The 22259-nt window shown below is 66.5% G+C and carries 22 protein-coding genes; 11 read left to right on the forward strand and 11 right to left on the reverse strand.

Annotated elements, in window-relative coordinates; all coding sequences use genetic code 11:
- Position 1: 1 nt before the first annotated feature.
- On the reverse strand, positions 2-1177 hold the full coding sequence (locus J4G12_00235; protein ID MCE2454235.1) for an ATP-dependent 6-phosphofructokinase: 1176 nt from the start codon (positions 1175-1177) through the stop codon (positions 2-4).
- A 230-nt stretch (positions 1178-1407) separates the two neighbouring features.
- On the opposite strand from J4G12_00235, the gene J4G12_00240 reads away from it, so the two are divergent.
- The gene (locus J4G12_00240) at positions 1408-1548 is read left to right on the forward strand and encodes a hypothetical protein (GenBank protein ID MCE2454236.1); all 141 of its coding nucleotides are present in this window, start codon (positions 1408-1410) and stop codon (positions 1546-1548) included.
- Between the two features lie 22 nt (positions 1549-1570).
- Complete coding sequence (locus tag J4G12_00245) at positions 1571-2932, forward strand: YfcC family protein (GenBank protein MCE2454237.1); 1362 nt, start codon at positions 1571-1573, stop codon at positions 2930-2932.
- Here the strand turns inward: J4G12_00245 and J4G12_00250 are convergent.
- The 3 genes from J4G12_00250 to J4G12_00260 are packed head-to-tail and all read right to left on the reverse strand — an operon-like array spanning position 2913 to position 5273.
- Positions 2913-4385 carry an RsmB/NOP family class I SAM-dependent RNA methyltransferase gene (locus J4G12_00250; protein ID MCE2454238.1) on the reverse strand — a complete coding sequence of 491 codons (1473 nt, stop codon included), beginning with the start codon at positions 4383-4385 and terminating at the stop codon, positions 2913-2915. The two genes, J4G12_00245 and J4G12_00250, sit on opposite strands and share 20 nt — an antisense overlap.
- A 19-nt stretch (positions 4386-4404) precedes the next feature.
- Positions 4405-4791, reverse strand: coding sequence for a co-chaperone GroES (locus tag J4G12_00255; GenBank protein ID MCE2454239.1), 387 nt, complete (start codon positions 4789-4791; stop codon positions 4405-4407).
- A gap of 11 nt (positions 4792-4802) precedes the next feature.
- On the reverse strand, positions 4803-5273 hold the full coding sequence (locus J4G12_00260; protein ID MCE2454240.1) for a DinB family protein: 471 nt from the start codon (positions 5271-5273) through the stop codon (positions 4803-4805).
- Positions 5274-5472: 199 nt separating this feature from the next.
- On the opposite strand from J4G12_00260, the gene J4G12_00265 reads away from it, so the two are divergent.
- The gene (locus tag J4G12_00265; protein ID MCE2454241.1) at positions 5473-6534 is read left to right on the forward strand and encodes a PA0069 family radical SAM protein; all 1062 of its coding nucleotides are present in this window, start codon (positions 5473-5475) and stop codon (positions 6532-6534) included.
- Between the two features lie 87 nt (positions 6535-6621).
- Here the strand turns inward: J4G12_00265 and J4G12_00270 are convergent, their stop codons facing one another.
- The gene (locus tag J4G12_00270; protein ID MCE2454242.1) at positions 6622-8055 is read right to left on the reverse strand and encodes a NupC/NupG family nucleoside CNT transporter; all 1434 of its coding nucleotides are present in this window, start codon (positions 8053-8055) and stop codon (positions 6622-6624) included.
- Between the two features lie 322 nt (positions 8056-8377).
- Between J4G12_00270 and J4G12_00275 the strand changes: the two genes are divergently transcribed.
- The 5 genes from J4G12_00275 (at position 8378) to J4G12_00295 (ending at position 14093) form a co-directional block, all read left to right on the forward strand.
- Entirely contained in the window at positions 8378-8872 is a 495-nt protein-coding gene (locus J4G12_00275) for a flavin reductase family protein (protein MCE2454243.1), read from the forward strand.
- Between the two features lie 104 nt (positions 8873-8976).
- The gene (locus tag J4G12_00280) at positions 8977-10704 is read left to right on the forward strand and encodes a gamma-glutamyltransferase (protein MCE2454244.1); all 1728 of its coding nucleotides are present in this window, start codon (positions 8977-8979) and stop codon (positions 10702-10704) included.
- Between the two features lie 81 nt (positions 10705-10785).
- Positions 10786-12270, forward strand: a complete 1485-nt coding sequence (locus J4G12_00285; protein MCE2454245.1) for an amidohydrolase — start codon at positions 10786-10788, stop codon at positions 12268-12270.
- Between the two features lie 166 nt (positions 12271-12436).
- A complete protein-coding gene (locus tag J4G12_00290; protein ID MCE2454246.1) occupies positions 12437-13615 on the forward strand; it encodes a hypothetical protein in 1179 nt (392 codons plus the stop codon).
- Positions 13616-13676: 61 nt separating this feature from the next.
- Entirely contained in the window at positions 13677-14093 is a 417-nt protein-coding gene (locus J4G12_00295; GenBank protein MCE2454247.1) for a hypothetical protein, read from the forward strand.
- A gap of 36 nt (positions 14094-14129) precedes the next feature.
- Here J4G12_00295 and J4G12_00300 read toward each other — a convergent pair whose 3' ends face one another.
- Together J4G12_00300 and soxC are read right to left on the reverse strand one after the other, a co-directional pair.
- Complete coding sequence (locus J4G12_00300) at positions 14130-14750, reverse strand: cytochrome c (protein ID MCE2454248.1); 621 nt, start codon at positions 14748-14750, stop codon at positions 14130-14132.
- Positions 14751-14755: 5 nt separating this feature from the next.
- A complete protein-coding gene (gene soxC / locus J4G12_00305; protein ID MCE2454249.1) occupies positions 14756-16087 on the reverse strand; it encodes a sulfite dehydrogenase in 1332 nt (443 codons plus the stop codon).
- A gap of 197 nt (positions 16088-16284) precedes the next feature.
- On the opposite strand from soxC, the gene J4G12_00310 reads away from it, so the two are divergent.
- The 3 genes from J4G12_00310 (at position 16285) to J4G12_00320 (ending at position 19289) form a co-directional block, all read left to right on the forward strand.
- Positions 16285-17928: a hypothetical protein gene (locus tag J4G12_00310; GenBank protein ID MCE2454250.1), complete on the forward strand. Its 1644-nt coding sequence runs from the start codon at positions 16285-16287 to the stop codon at positions 17926-17928.
- A gap of 142 nt (positions 17929-18070) precedes the next feature.
- Positions 18071-18529 carry a Smr/MutS family protein gene (locus tag J4G12_00315; GenBank protein MCE2454251.1) on the forward strand — a complete coding sequence of 153 codons (459 nt, stop codon included), beginning with the start codon at positions 18071-18073 and terminating at the stop codon, positions 18527-18529.
- Positions 18530-18872: 343 nt separating this feature from the next.
- Complete coding sequence (locus J4G12_00320) at positions 18873-19289, forward strand: hypothetical protein (protein ID MCE2454252.1); 417 nt, start codon at positions 18873-18875, stop codon at positions 19287-19289.
- A 348-nt stretch (positions 19290-19637) separates the two neighbouring features.
- Here J4G12_00320 and J4G12_00325 read toward each other — a convergent pair whose 3' ends face one another.
- The 4 genes from J4G12_00325 to J4G12_00340 form a co-directional block, all read right to left on the reverse strand.
- Complete coding sequence (locus tag J4G12_00325) at positions 19638-20093, reverse strand: energy transducer TonB (GenBank protein ID MCE2454253.1); 456 nt, start codon at positions 20091-20093, stop codon at positions 19638-19640.
- Positions 20094-20285: 192 nt separating this feature from the next.
- Positions 20286-20555: an energy transducer TonB gene (locus J4G12_00330; GenBank protein ID MCE2454254.1), complete on the reverse strand. Its 270-nt coding sequence runs from the start codon at positions 20553-20555 to the stop codon at positions 20286-20288.
- A gap of 327 nt (positions 20556-20882) precedes the next feature.
- Positions 20883-21512 (reverse strand): FKBP-type peptidyl-prolyl cis-trans isomerase, encoded by a 630-nt coding sequence (locus tag J4G12_00335; GenBank protein MCE2454255.1) that lies wholly within the window; start codon positions 21510-21512, stop codon positions 20883-20885.
- 191 nt (positions 21513-21703) lie between these two features.
- Positions 21704-22249, reverse strand: a complete 546-nt coding sequence (locus J4G12_00340) for a nuclear transport factor 2 family protein (GenBank protein MCE2454256.1) — start codon at positions 22247-22249, stop codon at positions 21704-21706.
- Positions 22250-22259 lie beyond the last annotated feature (10 nt).

Below are 22259 nucleotides of genomic sequence, written 5' to 3' on the forward strand. Positions count from 1 at the left end.
CTCACCCGGGGAAGATGGACGACCGGCCCAGCGCGGCGTCCAGCGGTCTGAGCTCGTCGGGGTCGTACCAGAGGTTCACGTCGACCGAGCGAGCCCCTTCAGCCATGACCTCCAGCGACACCGGTCGGTAGGAACCGTCCCTTAGCGCCACCAGTACCCCGCTCCTCTTCTCGGCGACCAAATCCATCGCCAGGTGCCCGTAGGCCTGCGGTATGATCGAGTCCATGGCGTCCGGGGCCCCGGAGCGCACCAGGTAGGTCAGCCGCTGGCTCATCGTGTTGACCCGCCTTCCTTCGTTGAAGGCGGTCGAGTGGAGTTTGATGGCGTTAGCGACGGCGTCGCCGATCCCGCCGAGCTTCTTGTGTCCGTAGGCGTCCGTCTCCTCGTCGGTGACGCTCATCTCGCTATGACCGGCGAAGGTCGCGCCCTCGGAGACCAGGACCGCAGCGTAGCGGCTCGGATTCGAGTCTCGGTCGGCCACGAGCAGGCGAACCAGGTGTTCGGCGTCGAACGGATGTTCCGGAATGAGGCAGCGATCCGCAGCTCCGGCCAGCGCGGGCACAAGGGCCGTGAACCCGGCGTAACGCCCGAAGACCTCGATGACCATGATGCGCTCGTGCGATCCCGCCGGGGTGCGGAGCCGGTGCGCGAGCTCGATCGTGCGCGCGACGCAGGTGCTGAATCCGATGCAGTAGTCGGTGCCGGGCACGTCGTTGTCCATCGTCTTGGGAATGGCGACGACCCGGGCGCCCTCCCGGTGGAGTCGGTGCGCGTAGGAGAGGGTGTCGTCTCCGCCGATCGGAATGAGAGTGTCGACCCCCAGGTGTTCGAGGTTGGTGAGCACCTCGGGTGTCAGGTCGTTGGTTTCCTCGGCGTAGATCGGGCGCAGGTGCGCCGGTACCCGGTCGCGCGTCGTATGGCTGGGGCGCGTTCGCGAGGTGTGCAGGATGGTGCCGCCCGTGCGAGCCGACGTTCGAACCACGCCGGGCGTCAGTTCGACCACCGAGTCGGAGTTGTCCGCTCCGGCCTCCCGACTCATCTCGACCAGACCGGCCCAGCCGCGTCGGATGCCGAGCACGCGCATGCCTTCGGCGGCGGCCCGGAGCGTGATGGCCCTGATGGCCACGTTGAGACCCGGGACGTCGCCGCCGCCGGTAAGCACCGCGATGGTCTTCATGACATGCTTGAAAATGGTGAGAACGGATTCTGCTCGTAATGGTGAGAACGGACCCAAAGATACTTGCGCGACCGGCTGATACGGTCAATCTTGAAGCCGGCGGTCCGGAGCGGCGACCCGGCGGGAAACAGCGCCCTGCACCTCCGCCCCGACCGCCACCGTCCGACCCGGTCAGTCCCGATCAAACGAGCGAGAGTGCAATGCGTCCCGTCCCCGCCGCCACAGCAGCCATGATCGCAACCGTGGATCCGGCCAGCCTCGAGCTCTCGACCTTCGAACTCCCCGAGAACGCCCTGCCGCACCGGCTCGGTGTGACCTCGGACGACATCGTCCAGTTCGGCACCGACACCAACACGGTAGCCGGAGAGTAAGATCGTCAGCCTGCCCTGACCGATGAGCCTGGCCGCGCGCCTGCGGGTACCGCACCCGCTAGTCCTCCTGACCGGCGGGATATTTCTGGCCGCCCTCGCGAGCTGGATCATCGTCCCAGGCGAGTACGACCGCCAACTGGACGAGGGGACGGGGCGCGAAGTGATGGTCGCAGGCACCTACGAGGAGCTTTCGGAGCGTTCGACGGTGAACGCGTTCGACGCCGTGGTCGCGATCCCGAGAGGGATGCTGCATGTGGGCGACGTGATTTTCCTGGTCTTCCTGATCGGCGGCGCCTTCACGGTTCTGGATTCGGCGGGAGTGCTGGCAAGGGGCACCTCCGCGCTGTCGCGGTTCCTCGCCGGACGCACCATCCTCACAATACCGGTGGTCTCGCTCTGCTTCGGCGCGGCGGGTGTGACCTTCAACATGCAGGAAGAGGTCATCGCCCTCACGCCCGTGATGCTGGTCCTATGCCGCAGAGTGGGGTTCCAGCCGGTGGTGGCCGCAGGCATGAGTCTGGGATCGGCGATGGTGGGGTCGGCGTTCAGCCCGACCAACCCCTTCCAGGTGGGGATCGCGAAGAGGGTGGCGGATCTCGACCCGGGTACCGGAACCTGGTTCAGGTCGTCCGTCCTGGCGATCGCGTTAGGCATTTGGATCGTCGCGACCATGCGCTACGCCATTCGCACCCGGGCCGAACCGCAGGTCTCCGCGGGCGAAGACGCCGATCAGGGTTCGCTCACAGCCTCGGACACGGCGGTCCTCCTGCTGGTGGCGGTCACCTTCGCGGTAGTCACCCTGGGGCTGGTCCGCCTCGGCTGGGGTTTCGACGAGCTTTCGGCGACCTTCGTCATCATGGGCGTCGCCGTGGGAGCGATCAAGCGCATGGGGCCGACCGGGATCGCCGAGGCTTTCGTGCGCGGGTTCCGGAACATGGCCTACGCCGCGCTGCTCATAGGATTCGCCCGGGCCATCTACCTCGTGCTCGAGGACGGGCAAGTGCTCGACACCATCGTCCACGCCCTCTTCACACCGCTTTCCGACCTTCCTCTCTTCGCATCGGCGGCCGGCATGACGGTGGCGCAAGCCGGTCTTCACATCGTGGTGCCCAGCGTCAGCAGCCAGGCGGTCCTGACCATGCCCGTAGCCGCTCCGCTCGCAGACCTGCTGGGAATGTCCCGGGAAATCGTAGTGCTCGCCTACCAGTATGGCGGCGGACTATGCGATCTGATGACTCCCACGAACGGTGCGCTCATGGCCGTGCTCGCCACCGTCAAGGTACGCTACGAGGAGTGGTTCCGCTTTGCCGGTCCCACCTACCTGATCCTGCTGGCTTTGGGGATCGCGGCCATCGGAGTCGCTCTCACGATCGGGTTCGGTTGACCCGCTCGCGGAATCGGCCGACTCGAAGGAGCTCGCGTGCTCGCACCCGGCTGATTTCCGACCGAAGTCCTTGGCGGGTCGCGGCCACGCGGCCCATCACGTCGCCCCCTACCCTGAGGGCATGGGGACCGAGGGCGTGCGCCGGGGTCAACGGAAGCGACTCACCTGCGAGAAGCGTGCTAAGTCCGTCTAGATCGGTGTCGACGATCCTCTCCGTGATCTCGCGGTCGAGCCCGCGCAGGAGGTCGTTGGTGGGGCGAGGGCGGCCGCGCGAATCGAATTCCATGGCCCGAAATCCGATCGCCGCCAGCCTGACGCCGTCCGGATGGGAGCCATGGACGCCCGAAGCCGCCTCGTCGCCGAGCCACGACGGCCACTCGCGAAGGGAGTGGAGCCAGAGACGTCCGCCCCGCTCTCTCCAGCGCATCTTCTCCAAAACCGGGGCCGCGACCCCGAATCGGCCGGTCATCTCGGCCTCGGCGAGCCCGGCCAGCTCACGCTCCGACTCGGCCCGACCTCCCGGGTCCACAGGTCCCCAGCCGCGAGCTTCCTCGTTCCCGAGCTTGACCAGCTTGGCCATGTAGAGTCCGCCGGAGTCGAGATGGTGCGGATAGACGCGCGCGGTCCCGGCCAGCTCGCTGCCGTAGGAAACGCCGTCGAACTCGGTCAGCCCGGGCGCCGAAGGCACGCCGAGCGAGAGCGGGACCACCTCGACCGGTTCACCGGCGAGAGCGTCCGCGACCACGGCCTCGTTTTCCTCCGGAGCGAAGGTGCACGTAACATAGAGGACCGTACCACCCGGGCGGACCAGTCGGATCGCCTTGGCCAGAAGTCCGCGCTGCTTGCCGGCGAGATGGCGGGCGAACGACGCGGGCGCGGAACGAATGCGGCCGCCCTTTCGGCGGGCCGTTCCCTCTCCGGAGCAGGGTACGTCGGCGAGCACTCGATCGAAGGTGGAGGATTCCGGCAAGGCGCGACCGTCTCCCACCGTGACCGCGAAGTTGGCATGCCCCATCCTGTAGATGTTTCCGAGCAGCCCTCTCGCCCGGAGCTCGTTCACCTCGTTGGCGACCACGCAACCCGCCGGTCCGATCAGATCGGCAAGGTGACCGGCCTTGCCCCCCGGAGCGGCGCAGAGATCGAGCACGCGCTCGCCGGGAAGGGGAGCGAGAGCTGGGGCTGCGACGCAGGTCGAAGTCCGCTGGATGTAGAAGTCGCCAAGCCAGTGTTCCACGGTCGCCGAGAGCGGACATGGCCCCCGCTCCACCGTGAGGACGTCTTCAACGCCCTCCGCCGGAACGAGCTCGAAACCCTTGCGGGCAAGACGGCGGGCGAGCGTGCGGGCGTCGGTTCGGCTTCTGTTCACGCGCAGAGTTTCGGGCTCCGGCGTCGACAGGGATCGAGTGAAGGCTCCCCAGTCGTCTATGAAGCCGCGGTAGCGCTCGATGCTCAACGGCGGCTATCGGCCCCGTTCAGTACTCGAGCAGATCCTCCACCTCGTCCTCGTTGCGGACCAGGGCCAGGATCGCCGCCTGAGGCACGACCAGATAGCGCGAGCCCTCGAAGGTGATCTCGACCGAGGCCTTGCGGAAGAAGATCGCGTAGTCGTCGGTCCGGGCCTGAAGCGGAACGTAGCGCGGCTCGGGAGAGGCGTTCTTCCAGGGCTCGTCGTCGAGCTCGGTCGGTGCCGACACCGCGTTGCCGGGCCCGGTGGCCACGACCTTTCCCCCCTGCACCGCCTGCGAGTCGATGGCGCTCGGGGGCAGGTAGAGCCCGACCTTGGTTCGATCCTCCCCCTCTTCGGGCTGGACCAGAACGCGATCACCGACGACGATCAGACGTTTCTTGCGATCCGACATGGGTCGGCCGCTCAACTGTACGGCATCGCCGGGACCCTGCCCAGGAGCCGAGCGTATATGGCCAGCGACCCGCGGTGGTGCGCGGTGTGATCCACGATGCTCGGCACGATGCCCGCCCGCGGCATGCCGCCCATGAGCTGGTCGTTCGGGATAGGAGCCTGCAGGGTTTCTTCGTCGGATTCGGAAATGACCTCGGCCACGCCGTCGAACGCCCGGTCGAGCCAAGCCATCGCCTCCGTGAAAGAGGTGACCGCCTTCGCCTTGGCGTTGAGGGCTTCGAAATCCATGTCCCAGCCCCGGCCGAACGCTCCCTCCACGAACCAGTCGAGCGTGTCCGCCGCGTGCGCGACTTGAGCGGCCACGGTGAACATCTCCTCGGTGGGAGCGAACCCGGAATCCTCCTCCGAAAAGGATGACGCCGTATTCCTGAAGTAACGCTGAGTCTTGCGAAGTTGAGTGGTGAGCTGTTCCTGCATGGACATGCGGGGGGTTCTCCGAGGTGCGGCGATGGCGAGGCGAGACGAGACTTGGGCGTCTAGAAAGCTACAACGATCGCGGATGGGAATGATTGTGGGGTGGGAACGCCGGAAGTCGGCGGGATTCGAGTTGGCGATCGCCGCAGCGTCCTACACCACGAGGGTCGCCCCTTGCGCACACCCGTAAATATGCCGAATATTCGGGATGCGCACGCTTCCGACCATAAGGCAGCCCGGCCGGTTCAGAGGAAGAGGGGTCTCGCGCGATCCTCCCAACCGTTTCGAACGGCTCCATGTGGAGCTGGAAGAAGGCGCCCTCGACGTAAACCCGCTCACCGAGTACATCGACGACTCCACCCGGTCGATCATCTCCACGAACCGGAGTCCGGATCTGGGCTTCGACGCCTCGGTCAACCCCTACCGAGGCTGCGAGCACGGCTGCGTCTATTGCTACGCCCGACCCTCTCACGAGTACCTGGGCTTCTCGTCGGGCCTGGACTTCGAGAGGAAGATCCTCGTCAAGCGGAACGCGCCCGAGCTGCTCAGGAAGGCCTTGGTGCGACCGTCGTGGGAACCGCAGGTAGTGGCGATGTCGGGGGTCACCGACCCGTACCAGCCGGTCGAGCGCAAGCTGGGGATCACGCGCGGATGCCTTAAGGTCCTGCAGGATTTTCTGAACCCTGTGACGATCGTCACCAAGAACCATCTCGTCACGAGGGACGTGGATATTCTGCGCCCTCTCGCGGAGGCGGATTGCGCGCACGTCACGGTGTCGATCACGACTCTGCGGAACGACCTGCAGCGGGTGATGGAGCCGCGAACCACCGTTCCGGCCAGACGGCTGGCGGCAGTGAGCGAACTTGCGGAGGCCGGCATCCCGGTGGGCGTCTTCGTGGCTCCCGTGATTCCCGGGCTGACCGACGTGGAGATTCCCGCCATACTCACCGAGGCCGCTCGCGCAGGCGCCGGTTGGGCGTCCTTCATCCCGCTGCGGCTGCCTGGAGCCGTGGCCGAACACTTCGTCGACTGGCTGGAGCTCCACTTCCCGGACCGCCGAAACAAGGTGCTGGCCCGTGTCAGGGAAGCTCGGGGCGGTAAGCTGAACGATTCCGACTTCCACACCCGGTTTCGGGCGCGGGGCGAGTACGCGGGCCAGATCAGGGCGCTCTTCAATGCCACGGCCAGCCGTTTGGGCCTCGACGCCCGCCCTCCGAGAATGTCGACCGATAACTTCAGGCGGAGCGTCGGTCAGGGGGAGCTGTTCTGAAGCCCGTGCCGCCTCGGATCGACGCCGACCTCGCGGTGGCCTCGAGGCGCACCCCGGTCCCGATCGGAGCCGGCCCTCCGACCCGACTCACGCCAGCATCCCGGCGATCGCGGCCGTGAGCATCGACGCCAGCAGTCCCGCAACCGCCGCACGGAGTCCGAGGCGCGCCAGATCCCCTCTGCGCTTGGGCGCGACCGCACCGATCCCCGCCAACGTCATCGCAACCGAGCCGAAGTTCGCGTAGGTCGTCATGGCGTAGACGAGTATGACCAGCGAGCGCTCCCCGATCACCCCGCCCGCGATCCCTCCGCCCGCCCTCAATTCCTCCTCCAGCTGGATGAAGGCGACGAACTCGTTCAGGACGAAGTCGATGCCGATCATCCGGCCGGCGAACGCCGAGTCCTCCCAAGGTATGCCGAGCGTCCATGCGGCCGGGGCCAGCAGGAATCCCAGCGTACCTTCGATGCTCGCGCCCGGTGAGCCGACGAACCCGCCCAGCCATCCCACCAATCCGTTCATCACCGCAACGAGCGCTACGAAGGCGATGATCATCGACCCCACGACGAGGGAGAGCTGAAGCCCTTCCGCCGCACCCCGTGCGGCCGCGTCGACGGCATTGGTAGCGGAGGTCCCCGACCCGAGCGTCTTCAGGCTCCGCCCCCGAGTCACCGGCGTCTCGGTCTCGGGAACCACAAGCTTGGAAACGACGACGGCGGCCGGAACCGACATTATGGCGGCCGCGATTATGTGGCCGACGATGTCCGGCGCATGGGGGAGCAGCATGGCCGCGTAGGCGACTAACGTGCCTCCGCTGATGGTCGCCATCCCCACCGTCATCACCGTCATCAGCTCCGACTCGGTCATACGGCTCAAGTAGGGCCGCACCGTCAGCGGAGACTCCATGAGGCCGGTGAAGCCGTTCGCGGCCGCGCACACCGTCTCCGCTCCCGAAGTGCGCATCGACGCCTGCATCACCCGCGCCGCCGTCCGCACCACGATCTGCATTATCCCGAAGTGGTAGAGCAGCGCCATCAGCGAGGAGACGAAGATGATGTTCGGGAAGATCACGAATGCGAAGAAGGCGCCGGTGCGGGCCACTCTCCCGGTCTCGGGGACGAAGACGCCCTCGGCCGACCCTGGGGGCGGATGGGTTCCCACCGGAATGTTGTCGGTGATCAGGCTCCCGAAGAGGAACGAGCCTCCCTCGAGCGCGAAAGTGAGGATGGCGATGACGACGCCGTTGGCCCACTCGAACGCCGCTACGCCGATGGGCGTGTTGAGCATGAGAAGGGCGAACGCGAACTGAAGGGCCATCCCCCACGCGACCGGTCGCCAGGAAATGCGTGATCGGGCTCCCGAAAACAGCCAGGCGACCCCGAGGACGAGAGCGACGCCAAGGATGGATCGAAGTCTGTGCAGGGCCTCACCGGAAGGCTGGGCGCTGTCCGCGTGCACGAGGCTCGCGGCCTCTGCAGGCGGCGGTCCGATTTCGACGGCTGCGGTCGCCAGCGCTTCGATCATGGGCTAAAGATGGCTAGAAGGCCGCGTCGAGTGGGAGTCGGGCGGGTGTCGGGTGGGCTGCGCGGACCGGAACGCGCGAGCGGTGGGATCTCGGCATGCCGCTGGACGAGCTTCCGGACGGATTACGTACCCCGAGAACCGGACATTTCCTGTTTGTTACCGACACTCCCCTTGCGCGTCCTCAGGTATTCCCGCATTTTTTTCCAGTGTCGACCTTCAGCAGCGTTTCGACGGGAGAAAAGCTGGGATCTCCTTCCCATGAAACTCGCATTTCGCGTTTGTTGCAGACCCGAAGTCGGCGGATATAGTCGAGGTCTTCACAATGGCATCGCCCGAACTCTTCCGCGACGCCATGGCCAACTGGGCCGGCTCGGTCACGCTGATCGCCGCCCGCGACGAAGGGGCCGTCATCTGCACGACGGCGACCTCCTTCATCCCGGTCGCCGCCGACCCTCCCAGCGTGCTGGTCGCCCTCTCGCCGAACGCGCAGGTGCTGCCGTTCGCGGAAGAAGGATCTCCGCTGGGCGTGACCGTCCTCTCCCAGGAACAGGCGCACTGGGCCTCGGTATTCGCCGACCCCTTCCCCGTTGGCTCACCGGAGTGGAGCGGCTCGCATGCGCCCGTAATCGCCGGCGCGAGCGTCGGTCTGGAGTGCACGGCTCGGAAGAGCTTCAAGGCGGACGCATCCAAGCTCGTGGTGTGCCGGGTCGAAATCATCCACGCGGGCTCGGACGAACCTCTTCTATATCACCGCCGCAGGTACGCCGGACTCGCCGACGACGACCGCTCTCGCAGGCGAGGCTGGAAGAAGCGGTAGGGCCCGGATGCGGCGTCGCGCTGCCGTGAGAGTCTTTGTCCACGGGCTGTAAGGCCTCGTGTCTGTTTAGATTTTACGTCAAGCTCTCAACCGCACCGGCATCCATGAAAGCCACGCACGCACTCATCCCCAGCCTCCTGCTTATCTCCTTCGTGGCCTGCGCGGACCCCGGAGAGGCTCAGGCCGTCGGTCAGTCGGGCCGCTCGCAGGCGGGCATGGTCTCGGCGGCGCACCCGCTGGCCGTGGAAGCCGGCGTCAGAGCCTTGGAAGCAGGCGGCAACGCCGCCGACGCTGCCGTCGCCTCGGCCTTCGCTCTGAGCGTGGTGGAACCCACCATGAGCAGCATCGCGGGACGCATCCAGATTCTGCTCCGTCGCCCGGACGGGTCCTTCGCAGGCATCGACGGCACCACTCAGGCACCATGGGACTACGACTACGACACCGCCCCGCAGGCGCGCTACGGTTACCCGGTGATAGGCGTCCCGGGCACCGTCGCGGGGCTCATGCGGCTCCATTCCGAGCACGGATCTCTCCCCCTGAGCACACTCATGGCTCCGGCCATCGACTATGCCGAGAACGGGTTCCGGGTACTTCCGGGAGCTGCGGCGCGGCAGGCGGCGGGGTTCGTCCAGGCGGTCGAGTTTCCGGGCACGGTGGAGGCGTTCTACCGAGGCGATTCGACGGTGCACGCACCCGGCGATCTGCTGCGGCAACCCGTATACGCCAACACTCTGCGCAGCATCGCCGAGGGCGGGCGGGAGGTTTTCTACGAGGGGGAAATCGCCCGCCGGATGGCCGACGACCTGGCCGCGAACGGCAGTGCGCTGACCCTTCAGGCGTTCAAGGACTACGAGGCCCTCGACTCCAAGGTCGTCCGGGGCGGCTACCGGGGCTACGAGCTCGTCGGCACCGACATTCCCGCCGCGGGCGTGCTCGCCATCCAGGCGCTCCAGGTGCTGGAACACTTCGATCCCTCTGAAATGACCGAGGCCGAGTGGTTCGCGCTCGTGGGGCAGGCGCTGGGGATCGCCTCAGGAGAGTTGCGCGCACTCGGGAGCGACACCGCTTCGGCCAGGGCTCTCTCGAAAGAGTGGGCTCGCGAGGTGGCTCAACGGCTAGCCGCCCCTGCGACCGCCAATATCGAACCCGAGCCCGACGGACTCGCTTCGATCGTGGACGGACTCGTTCAGCCGGCCAACCGGGTCCCGGCCCCAACCGGCTCCCGGGCTTCCCCTCCTGCGCACGACGGATCCGCGAAGCGACCCGAGTCGATGCACACCACGCACCTCTCCACCGCCGACGCCGACGGCATGTTCGTCTCGCTCACCCAGACTCTGGGGCCGAACATGGGATCCAAAGTGGTGACGCCCGGACTCGGCTTCCTCTACGCCTCCACACTCGGAGGCTACCTCGGAAGGATGGAGCCCGGACAGCGGGCGCGCTCGAACATCTGCCCCTTCATGGTGGTCAAGGACGGGGAGGTGATTCTCGTATTGGGAGCCGCCGGAGGAGGAATGATACCCCCTGCGGTGGTGCATGCGGTGACCCGGGTCATCGACTTCGGCATGCCGCTTCCCCAAGCGTTGGCCGAGCCCCGGGTGGCCGGTTCCGGCGCAGGCATCTCGGCTGAGACAGCCCCGATCGTCGGCTGGACCGCGAGCGAGCTCGAAGAGATGCGCGCACTCGGTCTGCAGGTGCTGGAAGTTCAGCGCAGCGGAGCGTACGGACGCGTCCACGGCATCCAGTACGACCCTGCGACCGGCGTATTCGTCGGCGCGGCCGACCCCGACTGGGAGGGCGCCGCTCGCGGACCTGGCGGGCGCTCGCGCTGACCAGTGGGAACCGCCCCGCATCGTCCCAACGTTCGATCCTCCATTCTCCACCGATCGCCTCCAAGAGAACAAGTAGAGAAAATGACGATACCGAGACCGACCCGCATCGCACCGCTGGCCTCGCTTCTGCTCGTGAGCCTGGCCTCCGCATCTCTGGCCGCCCTCTCTGCCCAGGACTCCAAGCAAATGGTGGCCGACGAGATCGACGCAAGCGCCGAGGTCTACGGCGAGATCGCTCAGAAGATCTGGGACCTGGCCGAGCTCGGCTACCTCGAGGTGGAGAGCTCCGCGCTGCTCAGGAACTCCCTCGAAGAAGCCGGATTCGAGATCGAGGAAGGGGTCGCCGGGATACCGACCGCCTTTGTCGCCAGCTACCGGAACGGAGACGGCGGACCGGTGGTGGGGATCCTGGCCGAGTACGACGCCCTGCCCGGCATCACCCAGGACCGATCTCCGGTCCGCGCACCCATCGATGAGAAACAGCGCGGCCACGCCTGCGGACACCACCTATTCGGCACCGGCTCGGTGGCGGCCGGCATCGCCCTGCGCAATTGGATGGAGGCGAGCGGCCAGCCGGGCGAACTGAGGGTCTACGGAACTCCCGCCGAGGAAGGAGGCGCGGGCAAGGTCTACATGGTTCGCGAGGGGCTATTCGACGATGTCGACGTGGTACTGCACTGGCATCCGTCTTCCCGGAACGGAGCCGGAGCGAGCTCCACGCTCAGCAACAAGTCGGCCAAGTTCCGCTTTTCGGGCGTATCCGCGCACGCGGCCGGCGCTCCCGAGCGGGGTCGTTCGGCGCTCGACGGCGTCGAGGCCATGAACCACATGATCAACCTCATGCGCGAGCACGTGCCCATGGAGGCGCGCATCCATTACGTGATCACCTACGGCGGCGCGGCGCCCAACGTGGTGCCCGATTTTTCCGAGGTCTTCTACTACGTGCGTCATCCCGATCCCGAGCAGGTAAGGTCTATCTTCGAGCGCGTCGCCGACGCGGCGGAAGGAGCGGCGCTCGGTACCGGGACGACGATGGAGTACGAGGTCATCCACGGCCTCTACAACATCCTGCCCAACGTCGCGCTCCAGGAGGCCATGCACGCGAACCTGGAAAGGGTGGGCGGCGTCCACTACAACGACGAGGAGTGGCAGTTCGCCGAACAGATTCACGAGACCTTCCTCCACGAAGTCCCGTCGCTCGAGACGGCGGCCTCCATCCAGCCGTTCTACGTGACCGAGGAGGGATCCGGCGGCTCCACCGACGTCGCCGACGTAAGCTGGATGGTCCCGACGGCAGGCATGAACGCCGCCACCTGGGTTCCCGGCACATCCGCTCACTCCTGGCAGGCGGTCGCCGCCGGGGGGACGAGCATCGGCAACAAGGGGATGGTGGTCGCCGCCAAGACGCTCGCGATGACGGCGATCGACCTCTTCACCGATCCCGATCTCGTCGCGAGGGCGAAGGTCGAGCACCGGTCTCGGATCCCCGAGGACTGGACCTACGAACCGCTGCTCGGCGATCGTCCCCCGCCGCTCGACTATCGCAAGCCCGCGCGGGGCGGCTGACATGTCCGTCGAGAGCATGACCCGTCGTGGACCCGGACCGGCATCCGCGCGGACACTGGTCGCGTTCGCGTGTGCGGCCCTGGCGGCCCTTCAGCTCCTTTCGGCCCCGGGTGCGACCGCCCAGGACAGCGCTCAGGTCGCACCGCCGCCGGACACTGTCTTGCCGATGTCGATCCCTTCCGATCTGGAACGGATCGAACTCGCCCGCTCGCGGGAGTGCGTCAGCACCATCGCCCGCGTGGAAGAGGTCAACGCCGTTCTCCAGCCGATCGGCGCGAGAGCCGAAAGGGCGCAGGTCCTCATGCAGGCGATCCTCCTCGAAGAGCGCTCGATCATGGCGGAGCTCGACCAGACCGATCCGCTGGAGGCCGAGGTCCATGGCTGGTTCGTCGCCGACGGCCGGCTGGCCCAGAGCTACGTGGACACCCAGAACGAGGACCTCCAGCGTCAGCGCACCATCGGACGCGAGGCGATCAAAGGCAGGGTGCAGGCCGTCATTGCGGACGCTCAGGCCGAGGCCGTCTCCACCTTGGAGGAATCGGGCGACCTCAACGAGATGGCGGCGGTATGCGACGGCGCGATTCTGGTCCGGCCGGAGGTGATCGCGGCCTGCTCGACCCAGGAGAGTCCCGTGTGCGAGAAGGCGACCGTCCCGCCGGACTCCGCCCTGCCTTACCGCTTCGTTGACCGGGCTGCGGACATGTGGAGCGTCGAGGAGCTGCGCCCGTGGAGTACGCCGCAGGGTCTGACGATAGGGCCCGACGGCTCGCTCGGCGGCGCGCGCTCGACGGTTGTGGCCCGAAAGGGCAACGTCGCGGTCTCGGTGGCGTTCTCGCCCCTCATCCATCAGCGTAACGATCTCGAACCCGATGTCGTCGCGGAGCTTGACGCCCTTCTCGACACCCTCGAGGTGGAGTTCGAGCACCCCGAGATCGTCTTCGCCCCGTCCCTGGGAGTGCGGGCGACGCTCCCGCAAGCTCTGGGGAACGAGACCCGATACATTCTCCACTTCGGACCGCCGGACACGGCCGACATAGTTTGGATCGGGGAGGCGGAGAGCGGCGCGGTGCTCGAAGACATAGTCGTGGTGGGGCCGAGCCACATCCAGAGGCTCATCTCCGGAGCGCCGCTCACCCTGACCGCTCTGATCGACCTGCCGGAAGAGGCCGGCGAGGAGGCTGCGGCCGAAGTCAGCTTCATGATACCTTTCACCAGCGTCAACCAGATCCAGTCCACCGGCGCCCTGATCGGGTACATGATCCAGCAGTTGCCCGGTGAGCTGATGCAGCTTTTTCCGGTGAACGGGGCGACGGGTTCCGAACGGGTCCCGGCCTCACGGCGGTGAGCCGGCCGGCCGCCGGCAAGCGCACCTTGGACTGGAAGCGCGAAAGGGAGCCGCCACGGACGTGAGTCCTCTCGGCGTGGCGGTGGGCGCGGCTCTCGTCTTCGCCCTGATCGCGGCGCTGGCGCTCAAGGCCTGGCTGGACGCGCGTCAGAGCCTGCACGACCTGAGGGAGGGGATGCCGGGGGAGTTGGACAAGGCCCGCAAGGACGCCATCGTCCGCAGCCGCGCAGTCACCCGGGGCCAGACCGTCGAGCAGCTTGCGCCTTTCACCGAATCTTTCGGTTACGATCCGCGCGACGCCCGGTTCCTGGGGAGCCCGATCGACCTGGTGGTCTTCGACGGACTCTCCGAAGGCTACGAGGTCGAGGTCGTCTTCGTGGAGGTCAAGACCGGCGCTTCGCGGCTGAACGAGCGGGAGCAGGCCGTGCGGGACGCGGTGGAGGACCGTCGGGTAAGCTGGCGAGAGCTCCGGTTGTGACGACCTTCAACCAAACGAGGCCTGCGGCGGTCCGGCCTACTGCCTGATCTCCGGCCCGCCCCGGCGGTCGTCCGGCACAAAGCGATCCCGCGCCGGCATCTCGATAGCGGCCAGCGCCTCCGCATCCAGGACGGCGTCTTCTTCAAGGAGGCCGTTCAGGTGGAGGATGTAGGCTATCACCGCGTAGGTCTCGTCGCTGGAGAGGGTGCCCGGAGTCAGTTGGGGCATCGCCCGCCCGATGTAGTCGAAGAGGGTCGTGGCGTAGGGCCAGTAGTGGCCGGCGGCCCGCGACTGCGGCCAGTCGTCGCCCGGCGGAGGACCGACCAACGGGTCGTTGGGTCCTTCGGTGCCGGTAGGCCCGTGGCAGGCGAGGCACTGGAGGTCGTAGACCGTCCGCCCTTCGGCGACGCTCCCGCTACCAGGCGGCAAGCCGACCCCCTCCGGGCCCACGTCGATGTCCCACATCGCGATGCGATCCGCGCTCGCCTCACTCCCGAATCCGAATCGCTCCGGCAGCTCCCGTCGCTCCGGCAGCTCCCGGGCTGTGAGCAAGGTCTCGCCGGAACGGTCGGCTTCAGCGCAGGCGGCGACGCCCAGAGCCGTCGCTAACGCCAGCGCCGTCGCGAATGTCGCGGCGGCCGCGACCCCCTTCGGCATACGCATCAGATCAGCTCTCCCAAGCCGAACGTGACCCGTCCGTCGTCGTCCACCTTCCAAGCCCGCTGCTGGTTGTGATGGTAGCTGGTCCGCTCGCCCCTCGCCTCCCAGAGCTGCTGGACCGTCGGCTGCACATAGCCCGTCTCGTCGTGCGCCCGGCTCAACAGCACGGCCTCTTCGCCGTCCCACTCCCAGAGGTGGCGGAAGCGGACCGTCGATTTGCTCAGGATCGGCTCCTGGAGCTCGGCGGTCGTCCAGTTCTCCCCGCCGTCGGTGCTCACGTCCACGCGGGTGATGCGGCCGCGGCCGCTCCAGGCGAGTCCCTTGATCTCCCACCAGCCGGCCTCCGGCAGCTCGTACGGATAGGCCGGGAAGGTGATGAGGGATTTCGCGTCCATGACCAGGCTGAACTGGCGCGCCTTCCCGTCAAGAATCGGATCGGTGTAGCGCGAGGTCTCGTCGCGCGTCATCCCCGGACGGTCGGTGACCTCGATGCGCCGCAGCCACTTCACGCTGGCGTTGCCCTCCCAGCCCGGCAGCAGCAGACGCAGCGGATAACCCTGCTCGGGTCTGATCGCCTCTCCGTTCTGGCCGTAGGCGAGCATCGCGTCGTCGAAGGCCTTCTCCATGGGAACGCTCCGGGCCATGATCGCCGCGTCGCCCCCTTCGGCGACGATCCAACTGGCTCCCGACTCCACCCCGACCTCCCGCAGAACGAGCGGAAGGGACACGCCTGTCCATTCGCTGGTGGAGAGAAGGCCGTCGAGGTGCTGGGGCGTGATCTCCCTCGGCATCCTGTTCCGGTCGTAGGCACCGCCGCCGTTACCGGAGCACTCCAGGAAGCAGGTCCGCGACTCGCTCGGGTAGCGCTTGAGGTCGGCCATGGAAAAGACGGTCGGGCGCTCGACCATGCCGTGGACCAGGAGCTCGTGGTCGTCGATGCGGATGTCGGGGATGCCCGCGTGGTGGCGCTCGAAATGGAGATCGGCAGGCGTGATCGTGCCGCAGAGATCCTGCAGCGGTGTGCGCGACGAGCTCGACAGAGCAGGAGCGCGGACCAGCCTCCTCGGCTGCTCCTCCGGGGCGCGGCTTCCGAGATCCGAGGTGAGACGACCGGGAACCTTGGTCGGATCCGCAGGCGGTCCGGCGTCCTGCGCACCCAGCCTTTCCGGTAAGATCTTCAAGGCGTCGGCCTGGGTCTTGAGGACGCCTGCGGCGAGAACGCCCGAACCGGCGGCGATGAGAGTCCGACGGGAGATGCGCGGGGAGGCGGTCCCGGAGAGGTTACCGTCGGAGCTGGGAAGCGAGTTCTTGGAAGACGAGGGGTCGGGGGCCATGGCGAGACCTGGAGAGTACGGGCGTGCCCGGTGATCTTACGGACCGAGGGCATCCCGGTCAAGCGCAGGGCCGTCGGGAGATCGCCCCATCGCCTGTTGACCGGCGCATGGTCATGCCGCATACTGTCATGACAGCCCGTGGACGACCTCCTGCGGACTGTCGGCAGACGTCCCCCTTCAACCATGGGAGTAGAGTCGTGCGACGTACCAGACTGGCGCTCTTCGCCTTCGCGGCCGTGCCGCTTGCGACAGGCTTGTCCGCAACCGCCCTCTCGGCCCAGAATCACGACGGCCACGACGGCGGTCCGACCATGCCGCGCGGGTTCGACGAGCCGATGCCGCTCCACCACGACGGCAAGGGGCTCGGTCCCTTCACCCGGTCGATCACGACCGATTCCGAGCAGGCGCAACTCTACTTCGATCAGGGTCTGCAATTGCTCTACGCCTTCGACCCCAATCTCGCCGCCCGTTCGTTCCGAGAGGCATGGAAGTACGATCCGGAATGCGCGATGTGCTACCTCGGCGAGGCCTGGGCCTGGGGTCCGTACCTGAACGGGCCCATGGTTTCCGACGACGCCCCGCGCGCCCATCACGCCATCATGCGGGCGATGGAGCTGCGTGACGGTGCCGATCCGGTGGAGCGGGCCCTCATCGAGGCGATGGCGGTCAGGTACGAGCATACGCACGAGCGGGATCGCCGGCGCGAACTCGACGAGGCCTGGGCCGAGAAGGTCAACGAGCTTTACGAGGCCCATCCGTCCGATCTCGACATCGGCTTCCTGGCGGGCGAGTCGCTCATGCTGCTCCAGCCTCGCAGGGAGTGGTGGGAGATCGGCAATCCCGAGATTCGGCGCATTCACACCGTGCTGGAAAGCGTCCTCGATCAGGACATCACCCACCCCGGGGCCTGTCACCTCTACGTCCACGCCACCGAACGCACCGTCGTGCCCGAGAAGGCGGAGGCCTGCGCCGAGCACCTGGGCTCCTCCATCCCGGGTGCGAGCCACATTCAGCACATGCCTTCCCACACCTTCAACAGGGTCGGACGCTGGGCGGAATCGGTACGCGGCAACCTGGCGGCGTGGCACTCCGATCAGAAGGCTGAACACGGCTTGGGTTTCGCCATCTATCCGTCGCACAACCTGCACATGCTCTTCTTCGCCGCGGCGAACGACGCGCAGGCGGGGGTGGCCATTCAGGCGACGCGCGACTACGCCAAGCTCATGGACGACGGCCAGTTCTACACCGCGCTGCTCATGATGCGCTTCGGGCGCTTTGAAGAGATGCTCGCGATGGAGGACGACACACCCGGCGGAACCATCTTCCGAGGACTGTGGGACGCCGCCATGGGGTACGCCCACCTCAAGACCGGCAACCCCGGCAAGGCGCGCCGACTCCTGGCCGGGGTCCGTCAGGCGGCCAGGGAGGCCGGTGACTCCCAGAGCTTCCGCCGCCACCCGGGAGAGGACCTGCTCGGTATCATGGCCGGAATACTGGAAGGCGAGATCGCTCGCAGCGAAGGCGATCACGATTCCGCGATAGCCGCGTTGGAGGCGGCCGTCGAGATCGAGGACGGCCTCATGTACGACGAACCCGAACCGCTCCCCTTCTCGGCGCGACATTGGCTGGGCGACGTGCTCCACGAAACGGGCCGTCACGAAGAGGCTGCGGAGGTATTCCGGGCCGAACTCGTCGACCATCCTCACAACGCCTGGTCCCTCTTCGGGCTGGAACGGTCGCTTCGCGCTCTAGGTCGCGAAGCGGAGGCGGATGAGGTTCAGGTCGAGTTCGAGGAAGCCAGCGCCAGATCGGATGTCTGGATTCGGGGTCCGATCTTCTAGCGGCATCCTTCGGATCGGAGTGAACCACCGGACGGGCGGGAAGTGTCCGAGCCTACCGGCGGACGGCCGGGATCGCACGCGGACGAGCACCCCAAAACCAGACAGTTCCACGGACTTCCTGAAGGAAATGGACCGGGCCGGGGTGAGACCCGTCGAGGGCGTCGACCGCGTGGCGGAGGAGGCCGTGATCACCGGCCCGCTCGTTCCGGCGTCCAAGAACGACCGCGACGGACGCCACCTCGACCCCGACCGCCTCCGTATCGGCGCTGCGGCAGGAGTCAACCGCAGTCAGGCTGATCGGCTGCGCCAAGGCAGGTTGATGATCGAGGCCCGGCTCGACCTCCACTCCCACTCCCGTCGCGATGCAGGTGCCCGCGTGGCCGGCTTCCTGAATCAGGCCGCCTCCCGGGGCCAGCGCGTGGTGCTGATCATAACCGGCCAAAAACGCCGGGATCCGCTGAGCAGGCCGGAGGGCGTCCTTCGCCGGGACCTCGAGAACTGGCTAAACGCACCCGGCACGCGGGATCGCGTGCTGGCCTGCGAACCGGCGCAGCCCAAGGACGGAGGCAAGGGAGCGTTTTACGTCCTTCTGAAGCGCTAGCGACGGCCGGTGCGCTCGCGAGATTTTCCGCAGGCTGCCGGGGGCCTCATCTCTGGCGAATCGCCCCGCACGTGTGTTATGATGCAATCATGCCCGAAAAACGCGTGTGCAGAACCGGCGGCTCATGAGAGTCGCACGCGTGTGCCTGTCCGAAAGGAGAGCGCATGTTCGTTTGCGTGGCTGGAAACAGCATCGATGCGTACGACCGACAGAACCTGGAGCTGCTGCGTACCGTAAGCTTCGATCTAGACATGATCGAAGTCGTGGTCGTACCGCAGGATCCCGCAGAATTGACCGCACCGAAGTCCACCTGTCGCAAACCAACCAACCACCGAGATCAGCCATGAATGCAATCCTGTCGCGCCGCTCCTTCTCGTTCGCCGCCGCAGCCGCCCTGGTTGTTCTGAGCATCGGCTGCTCACCCCCGGTTCCCGCTGAACCTCCGCCTCCACCGCCTCCGCCTCCGCTCGATCCCACCGGCGTCTTCGACGTCGCTCTTGAACTCCTGGGAGACGTCGTCGAAGGTGTGATGACGGTGGAGGGGAGCGCGGAAGAAGGCTACACCGGCCACATGGAAGTCATGGGCGAGGGAGTCGATATCCTCGAGATGTCGGTAAACGACGACGTGGTCGCGTTCGCCGTCGACGCCCAAGGTATGTACGTGGCCTTCGAGCTGGCCTTCGAGGCGGATGCCAGCGGATTCAGCGGGGTCTTCGACAGCGACATGGGAGGTGGCACGATAATCGGCACCAGGCGGTGACGCATCCATCGACCCGCACCTCCGACGGGTGCTCTTCAGGATCAAGTACCAGAAAACCACGGGCCAAGGGAACGACCATTCCGAGACGCGCTATGCGACCCTGCTGGCTGGTCATCTTCGCGGCTCTCCCGCTCTCCGCATGCGAATGCGAATGCAATGGGCCGCCTGACGCACCTATTCCCGAATCGCAAGCTCAGGCGAGTAACGAACCGACTATGGACGCGGGACCCCGCCGTCCGTCAGGAGACAGCCTTGCCTATTGCATCGCAACGGCTGTCTCCCCTGATCTTGATCGCATAGCGGAACCCGGCCTTTCCGCAGAGGCGATGTTGCAGAGCATGTTTGCCGCTAGGGATTCCTGCGAGGCCGAGTGGGGTCGGTAACGATTACCCGGGAAGCGTCAAGATCAATGACCGCCTGATCCACTTCGACCTGGTGGATTCGACGCTCCTCGCTCTCGTCGAACGCCGGCAACCGGCACGAAGGATCCCGCAGTGCCGACGCTACACCTCGTCTGGTAGGACGTGAGCGAGTTCTAACGACCGCGAAGGCCAAGGGTATGGCAACCCCGACCTCGACCGGCTCGCCGTCGAGGAGCGCCGGTGAAAACTCGAAGATCCACGCCACCCTGAGAGCGGCTTCATCCATGGCCTGGTGCCCGGAGCTCTCGAGTACGGAAGCTCTTATGACCCGCCCCTCCTCGTTGACCTTTAATTCGACCGTGACTGTGCCTTCGATGCAGGCATCCTTCAGAGGTGCCGGATACTCCGCCGATAGTGCAGCCCGGACTCTGTTGAGGTTCACCAAGAGGGGCGGGACTGTGGTGGCCGGAGCGGTCCCTACCGCCATGTCGTTGGGAGGGCTTGTGGCGCACCCTAAAGCGAGCGCCGCCACAACGACCGGTGCGAGCCTCAAGGACGGATCCGGTCAGCTCCGGGGCCGACTTCGCCTGCGGCAGCGGGTCTCTGGATCGCTGCGGTCAATCGTCTAGGTCGCCTAGCGAACCGCGAAGGTCACGGGTATGGCAAGCCGGGTACCGACCGGCTCGTCGCCACTGAACGCCGGTGAAAACTCGTAGATCGGCGCCACCCGGTAAGCGGCTTCGTCAAGGGCTCGGTGGCCGGAACTCTCGAGAAGGCAAACTTCGGCGACACGCCCTTCCGCGTCGATCTCGAAACCGACCGTGACCGTGCCGTCGATGCCACGCTCCTTCGCCGACGCCGGAAACTCCCGTGCCAATGCAGTCGCGACTTCGCTTTGGTTCACCACACGGGGCGGAATTTCGACGGCATCGGGAGCCTGCCCCGACTGCGGATACTCGCCCTCGCACGGCGGAGCGCCCGCGCCCTGTGGGGTTGTGGAGCACCCGAAAGCGAACGCGGCTAGCGCGATCGGTGCCAGCCTCATCGCCACCTCTTGGCACCGTGATACGTGTGCGACGGTGTCATGTCGACCATCCTGTTACTCGAGTGCGTTACTGGACTCTTCTTCCATTGGGTGGCTCTCAAGGGGAGAGACTCCCTTCAAGAGGTACTCTCCACCACCCGGAACCGTTCCCGACGATCCGCCGGGAGAGAAACGGACTCGCTACCCTCAGTCGTCCAGCACCTGGATCAGTTCGATCTCGAAGACCAGTGTCGCGTTCGGCCCGATACTGCCGCCGCCCGAGGGGCCGTAAGCGAGCTCCGGCGGCATGACCACCCGGAAGGTGCTCCCAGGGCGCATGAGCTGGAGCGCCTCGCTGAACCCGGGGATCACTCCGCCGAGCGAGAACTGCGCCGGTGGTCCACCCCGGGAGCTGTCGAACTCGGTCCCGTCGACGAGCGTGCCCGTGTAGTGGATTTCCACACGGTCGTCCGCTGCGGGAGCGTCCCCCTCCCCTAGGACCAGGACCTCGTACATGAGGCCGCTGGCCGTCGTGGAAACGCCCTCGGAGGCCGCGAAGTCGGCCCGGAAGGCGTCGCCGGTCTCGACGTTGGCGGCGGATTCCGCATCCCGCTCGGCCCGACGTTCCTCCTCCATCGCGGCGTTCACTACATCCATCGCCGTTTGGAGCTCTTCCTCGGAAATCGGAGGCTCGACGCCCTCCACCCCGTCGGTGAGGCCGCGCATCAAAGCCGGATAGTCGATCCGGGAGTCCATCTCGGCGATCTGGGCTCCGATGTTGCGACCGATCGAGTAGGAGGCCTTCTGCTCGTCGGTCTCGAGTTCGGCGCCACCCATGTCCCCGGTGCAACCCGAAACGGTCAGGACCGCGGGAAGGGTGAGCGCGAGAAGGCGAGGAACAGGCCTGGCAAACCGTGGACAAAGCCTCCCACGGCGTTCGAGCGAGTTTCGCCACGGGCTGCTGGAGTCTGGGCGTGTCATGGTATTTCCGGAACGAGTGGTGTACGAGTTCGAGGTGAGGACTACGGTCAACGGGCGCGCGACCCGGGAGTCGGCGTTCGGGACGCGGTCCGGGCTCCGCCTCCCATGCCCGACATCTCCGACATGTGGAACTGAACCACCTTCCACGCGCCGTCGACGAGAACACGGGTCTCCGAGTATCGCCAGACCCCCTCGACGACGATGCCGCCGGGAAGGGTCACGGAGCCTTCAAGATAAGCCACCGAGACCGCTGCGTCGCCGTGGACTGCTGAGTCGAGGTCGTCGAGTTCGACATCGACACCCGCCCCGGCCTGAGCCGCTAAGTTGAGTTGCTGAGCGCTGAAGCCGGTGGAGAGCAGGGATCCGCCGTCGAGGAAAAATCCCCGAGCCGAGGGTAGAAAGTGAGAGAGGAAGTCTTCATACCGCCCCTCGCTCAAGGCCTCGAGCGTGGCTTGCACCGCATCTTCGACTTCGCGCTCCTGCGCATCAAGACCCGGGGTCCAGATCATCAGCGCGGCCGCAAGTGCCCCAATCCAACGCATTTCACCCTCCAGCATCAAGACTATGGTCAAGCGCCACGCGGTGACGCGCATTCGAACAAAA

It is taken from the genome of Gemmatimonadota bacterium (assembly GCA_021295815.1).
Lineage (GTDB): Bacteria > Gemmatimonadota > Gemmatimonadetes > Longimicrobiales > Gaopeijiaceae > JAGWBQ01.

What these genes read in the sequence shown, in the direction of transcription:
- J4G12_00275 (MCE2454243.1), top strand. Translation starts at nt 8,378, where the DNA reads ATGGCATCGCCCGAACTCTTCCGCGACGCCATGGCCAACTGGGCCGGC.
- J4G12_00300 (MCE2454248.1), bottom strand. Translation starts at nt 14,750, where the DNA reads ATGCCGAAGGGGGTCGCGGCCGCCGCGACATTCGCGACGGCGCTGGCG.
- J4G12_00290 (MCE2454246.1), top strand. Translation starts at nt 12,437, where the DNA reads ATGTCGATCCCTTCCGATCTGGAACGGATCGAACTCGCCCGCTCGCGG.
- J4G12_00235 (MCE2454235.1), bottom strand. Translation starts at nt 1,177, where the DNA reads ATGAAGACCATCGCGGTGCTTACCGGCGGCGGCGACGTCCCGGGTCTC.
- soxC (MCE2454249.1), bottom strand. Translation starts at nt 16,087, where the DNA reads ATGGCCCCCGACCCCTCGTCTTCCAAGAACTCGCTTCCCAGCTCCGAC.
- J4G12_00270 (MCE2454242.1), bottom strand. Translation starts at nt 8,055, where the DNA reads ATGATCGAAGCGCTGGCGACCGCAGCCGTCGAAATCGGACCGCCGCCT.
- J4G12_00260 (MCE2454240.1), bottom strand. Translation starts at nt 5,273, where the DNA reads ATGTCCATGCAGGAACAGCTCACCACTCAACTTCGCAAGACTCAGCGT.
- J4G12_00340 (MCE2454256.1), bottom strand. Translation starts at nt 22,249, where the DNA reads ATGCGCGTCACCGCGTGGCGCTTGACCATAGTCTTGATGCTGGAGGGT.
- J4G12_00240 (MCE2454236.1), top strand. Translation starts at nt 1,408, where the DNA reads ATGATCGCAACCGTGGATCCGGCCAGCCTCGAGCTCTCGACCTTCGAA.
- J4G12_00245 (MCE2454237.1), top strand. Translation starts at nt 1,571, where the DNA reads ATGAGCCTGGCCGCGCGCCTGCGGGTACCGCACCCGCTAGTCCTCCTG.
- J4G12_00335 (MCE2454255.1), bottom strand. Translation starts at nt 21,512, where the DNA reads ATGGGTGGCGCCGAACTCGAGACCGACGAGCAGAAGGCCTCCTACTCG.
- J4G12_00285 (MCE2454245.1), top strand. Translation starts at nt 10,786, where the DNA reads ATGACGATACCGAGACCGACCCGCATCGCACCGCTGGCCTCGCTTCTG.
- J4G12_00320 (MCE2454252.1), top strand. Translation starts at nt 18,873, where the DNA reads ATGAATGCAATCCTGTCGCGCCGCTCCTTCTCGTTCGCCGCCGCAGCC.
- J4G12_00265 (MCE2454241.1), top strand. Translation starts at nt 5,473, where the DNA reads ATGCGCACGCTTCCGACCATAAGGCAGCCCGGCCGGTTCAGAGGAAGA.
- J4G12_00280 (MCE2454244.1), top strand. Translation starts at nt 8,977, where the DNA reads ATGAAAGCCACGCACGCACTCATCCCCAGCCTCCTGCTTATCTCCTTC.
- J4G12_00255 (MCE2454239.1), bottom strand. Translation starts at nt 4,791, where the DNA reads ATGTCGGATCGCAAGAAACGTCTGATCGTCGTCGGTGATCGCGTTCTG.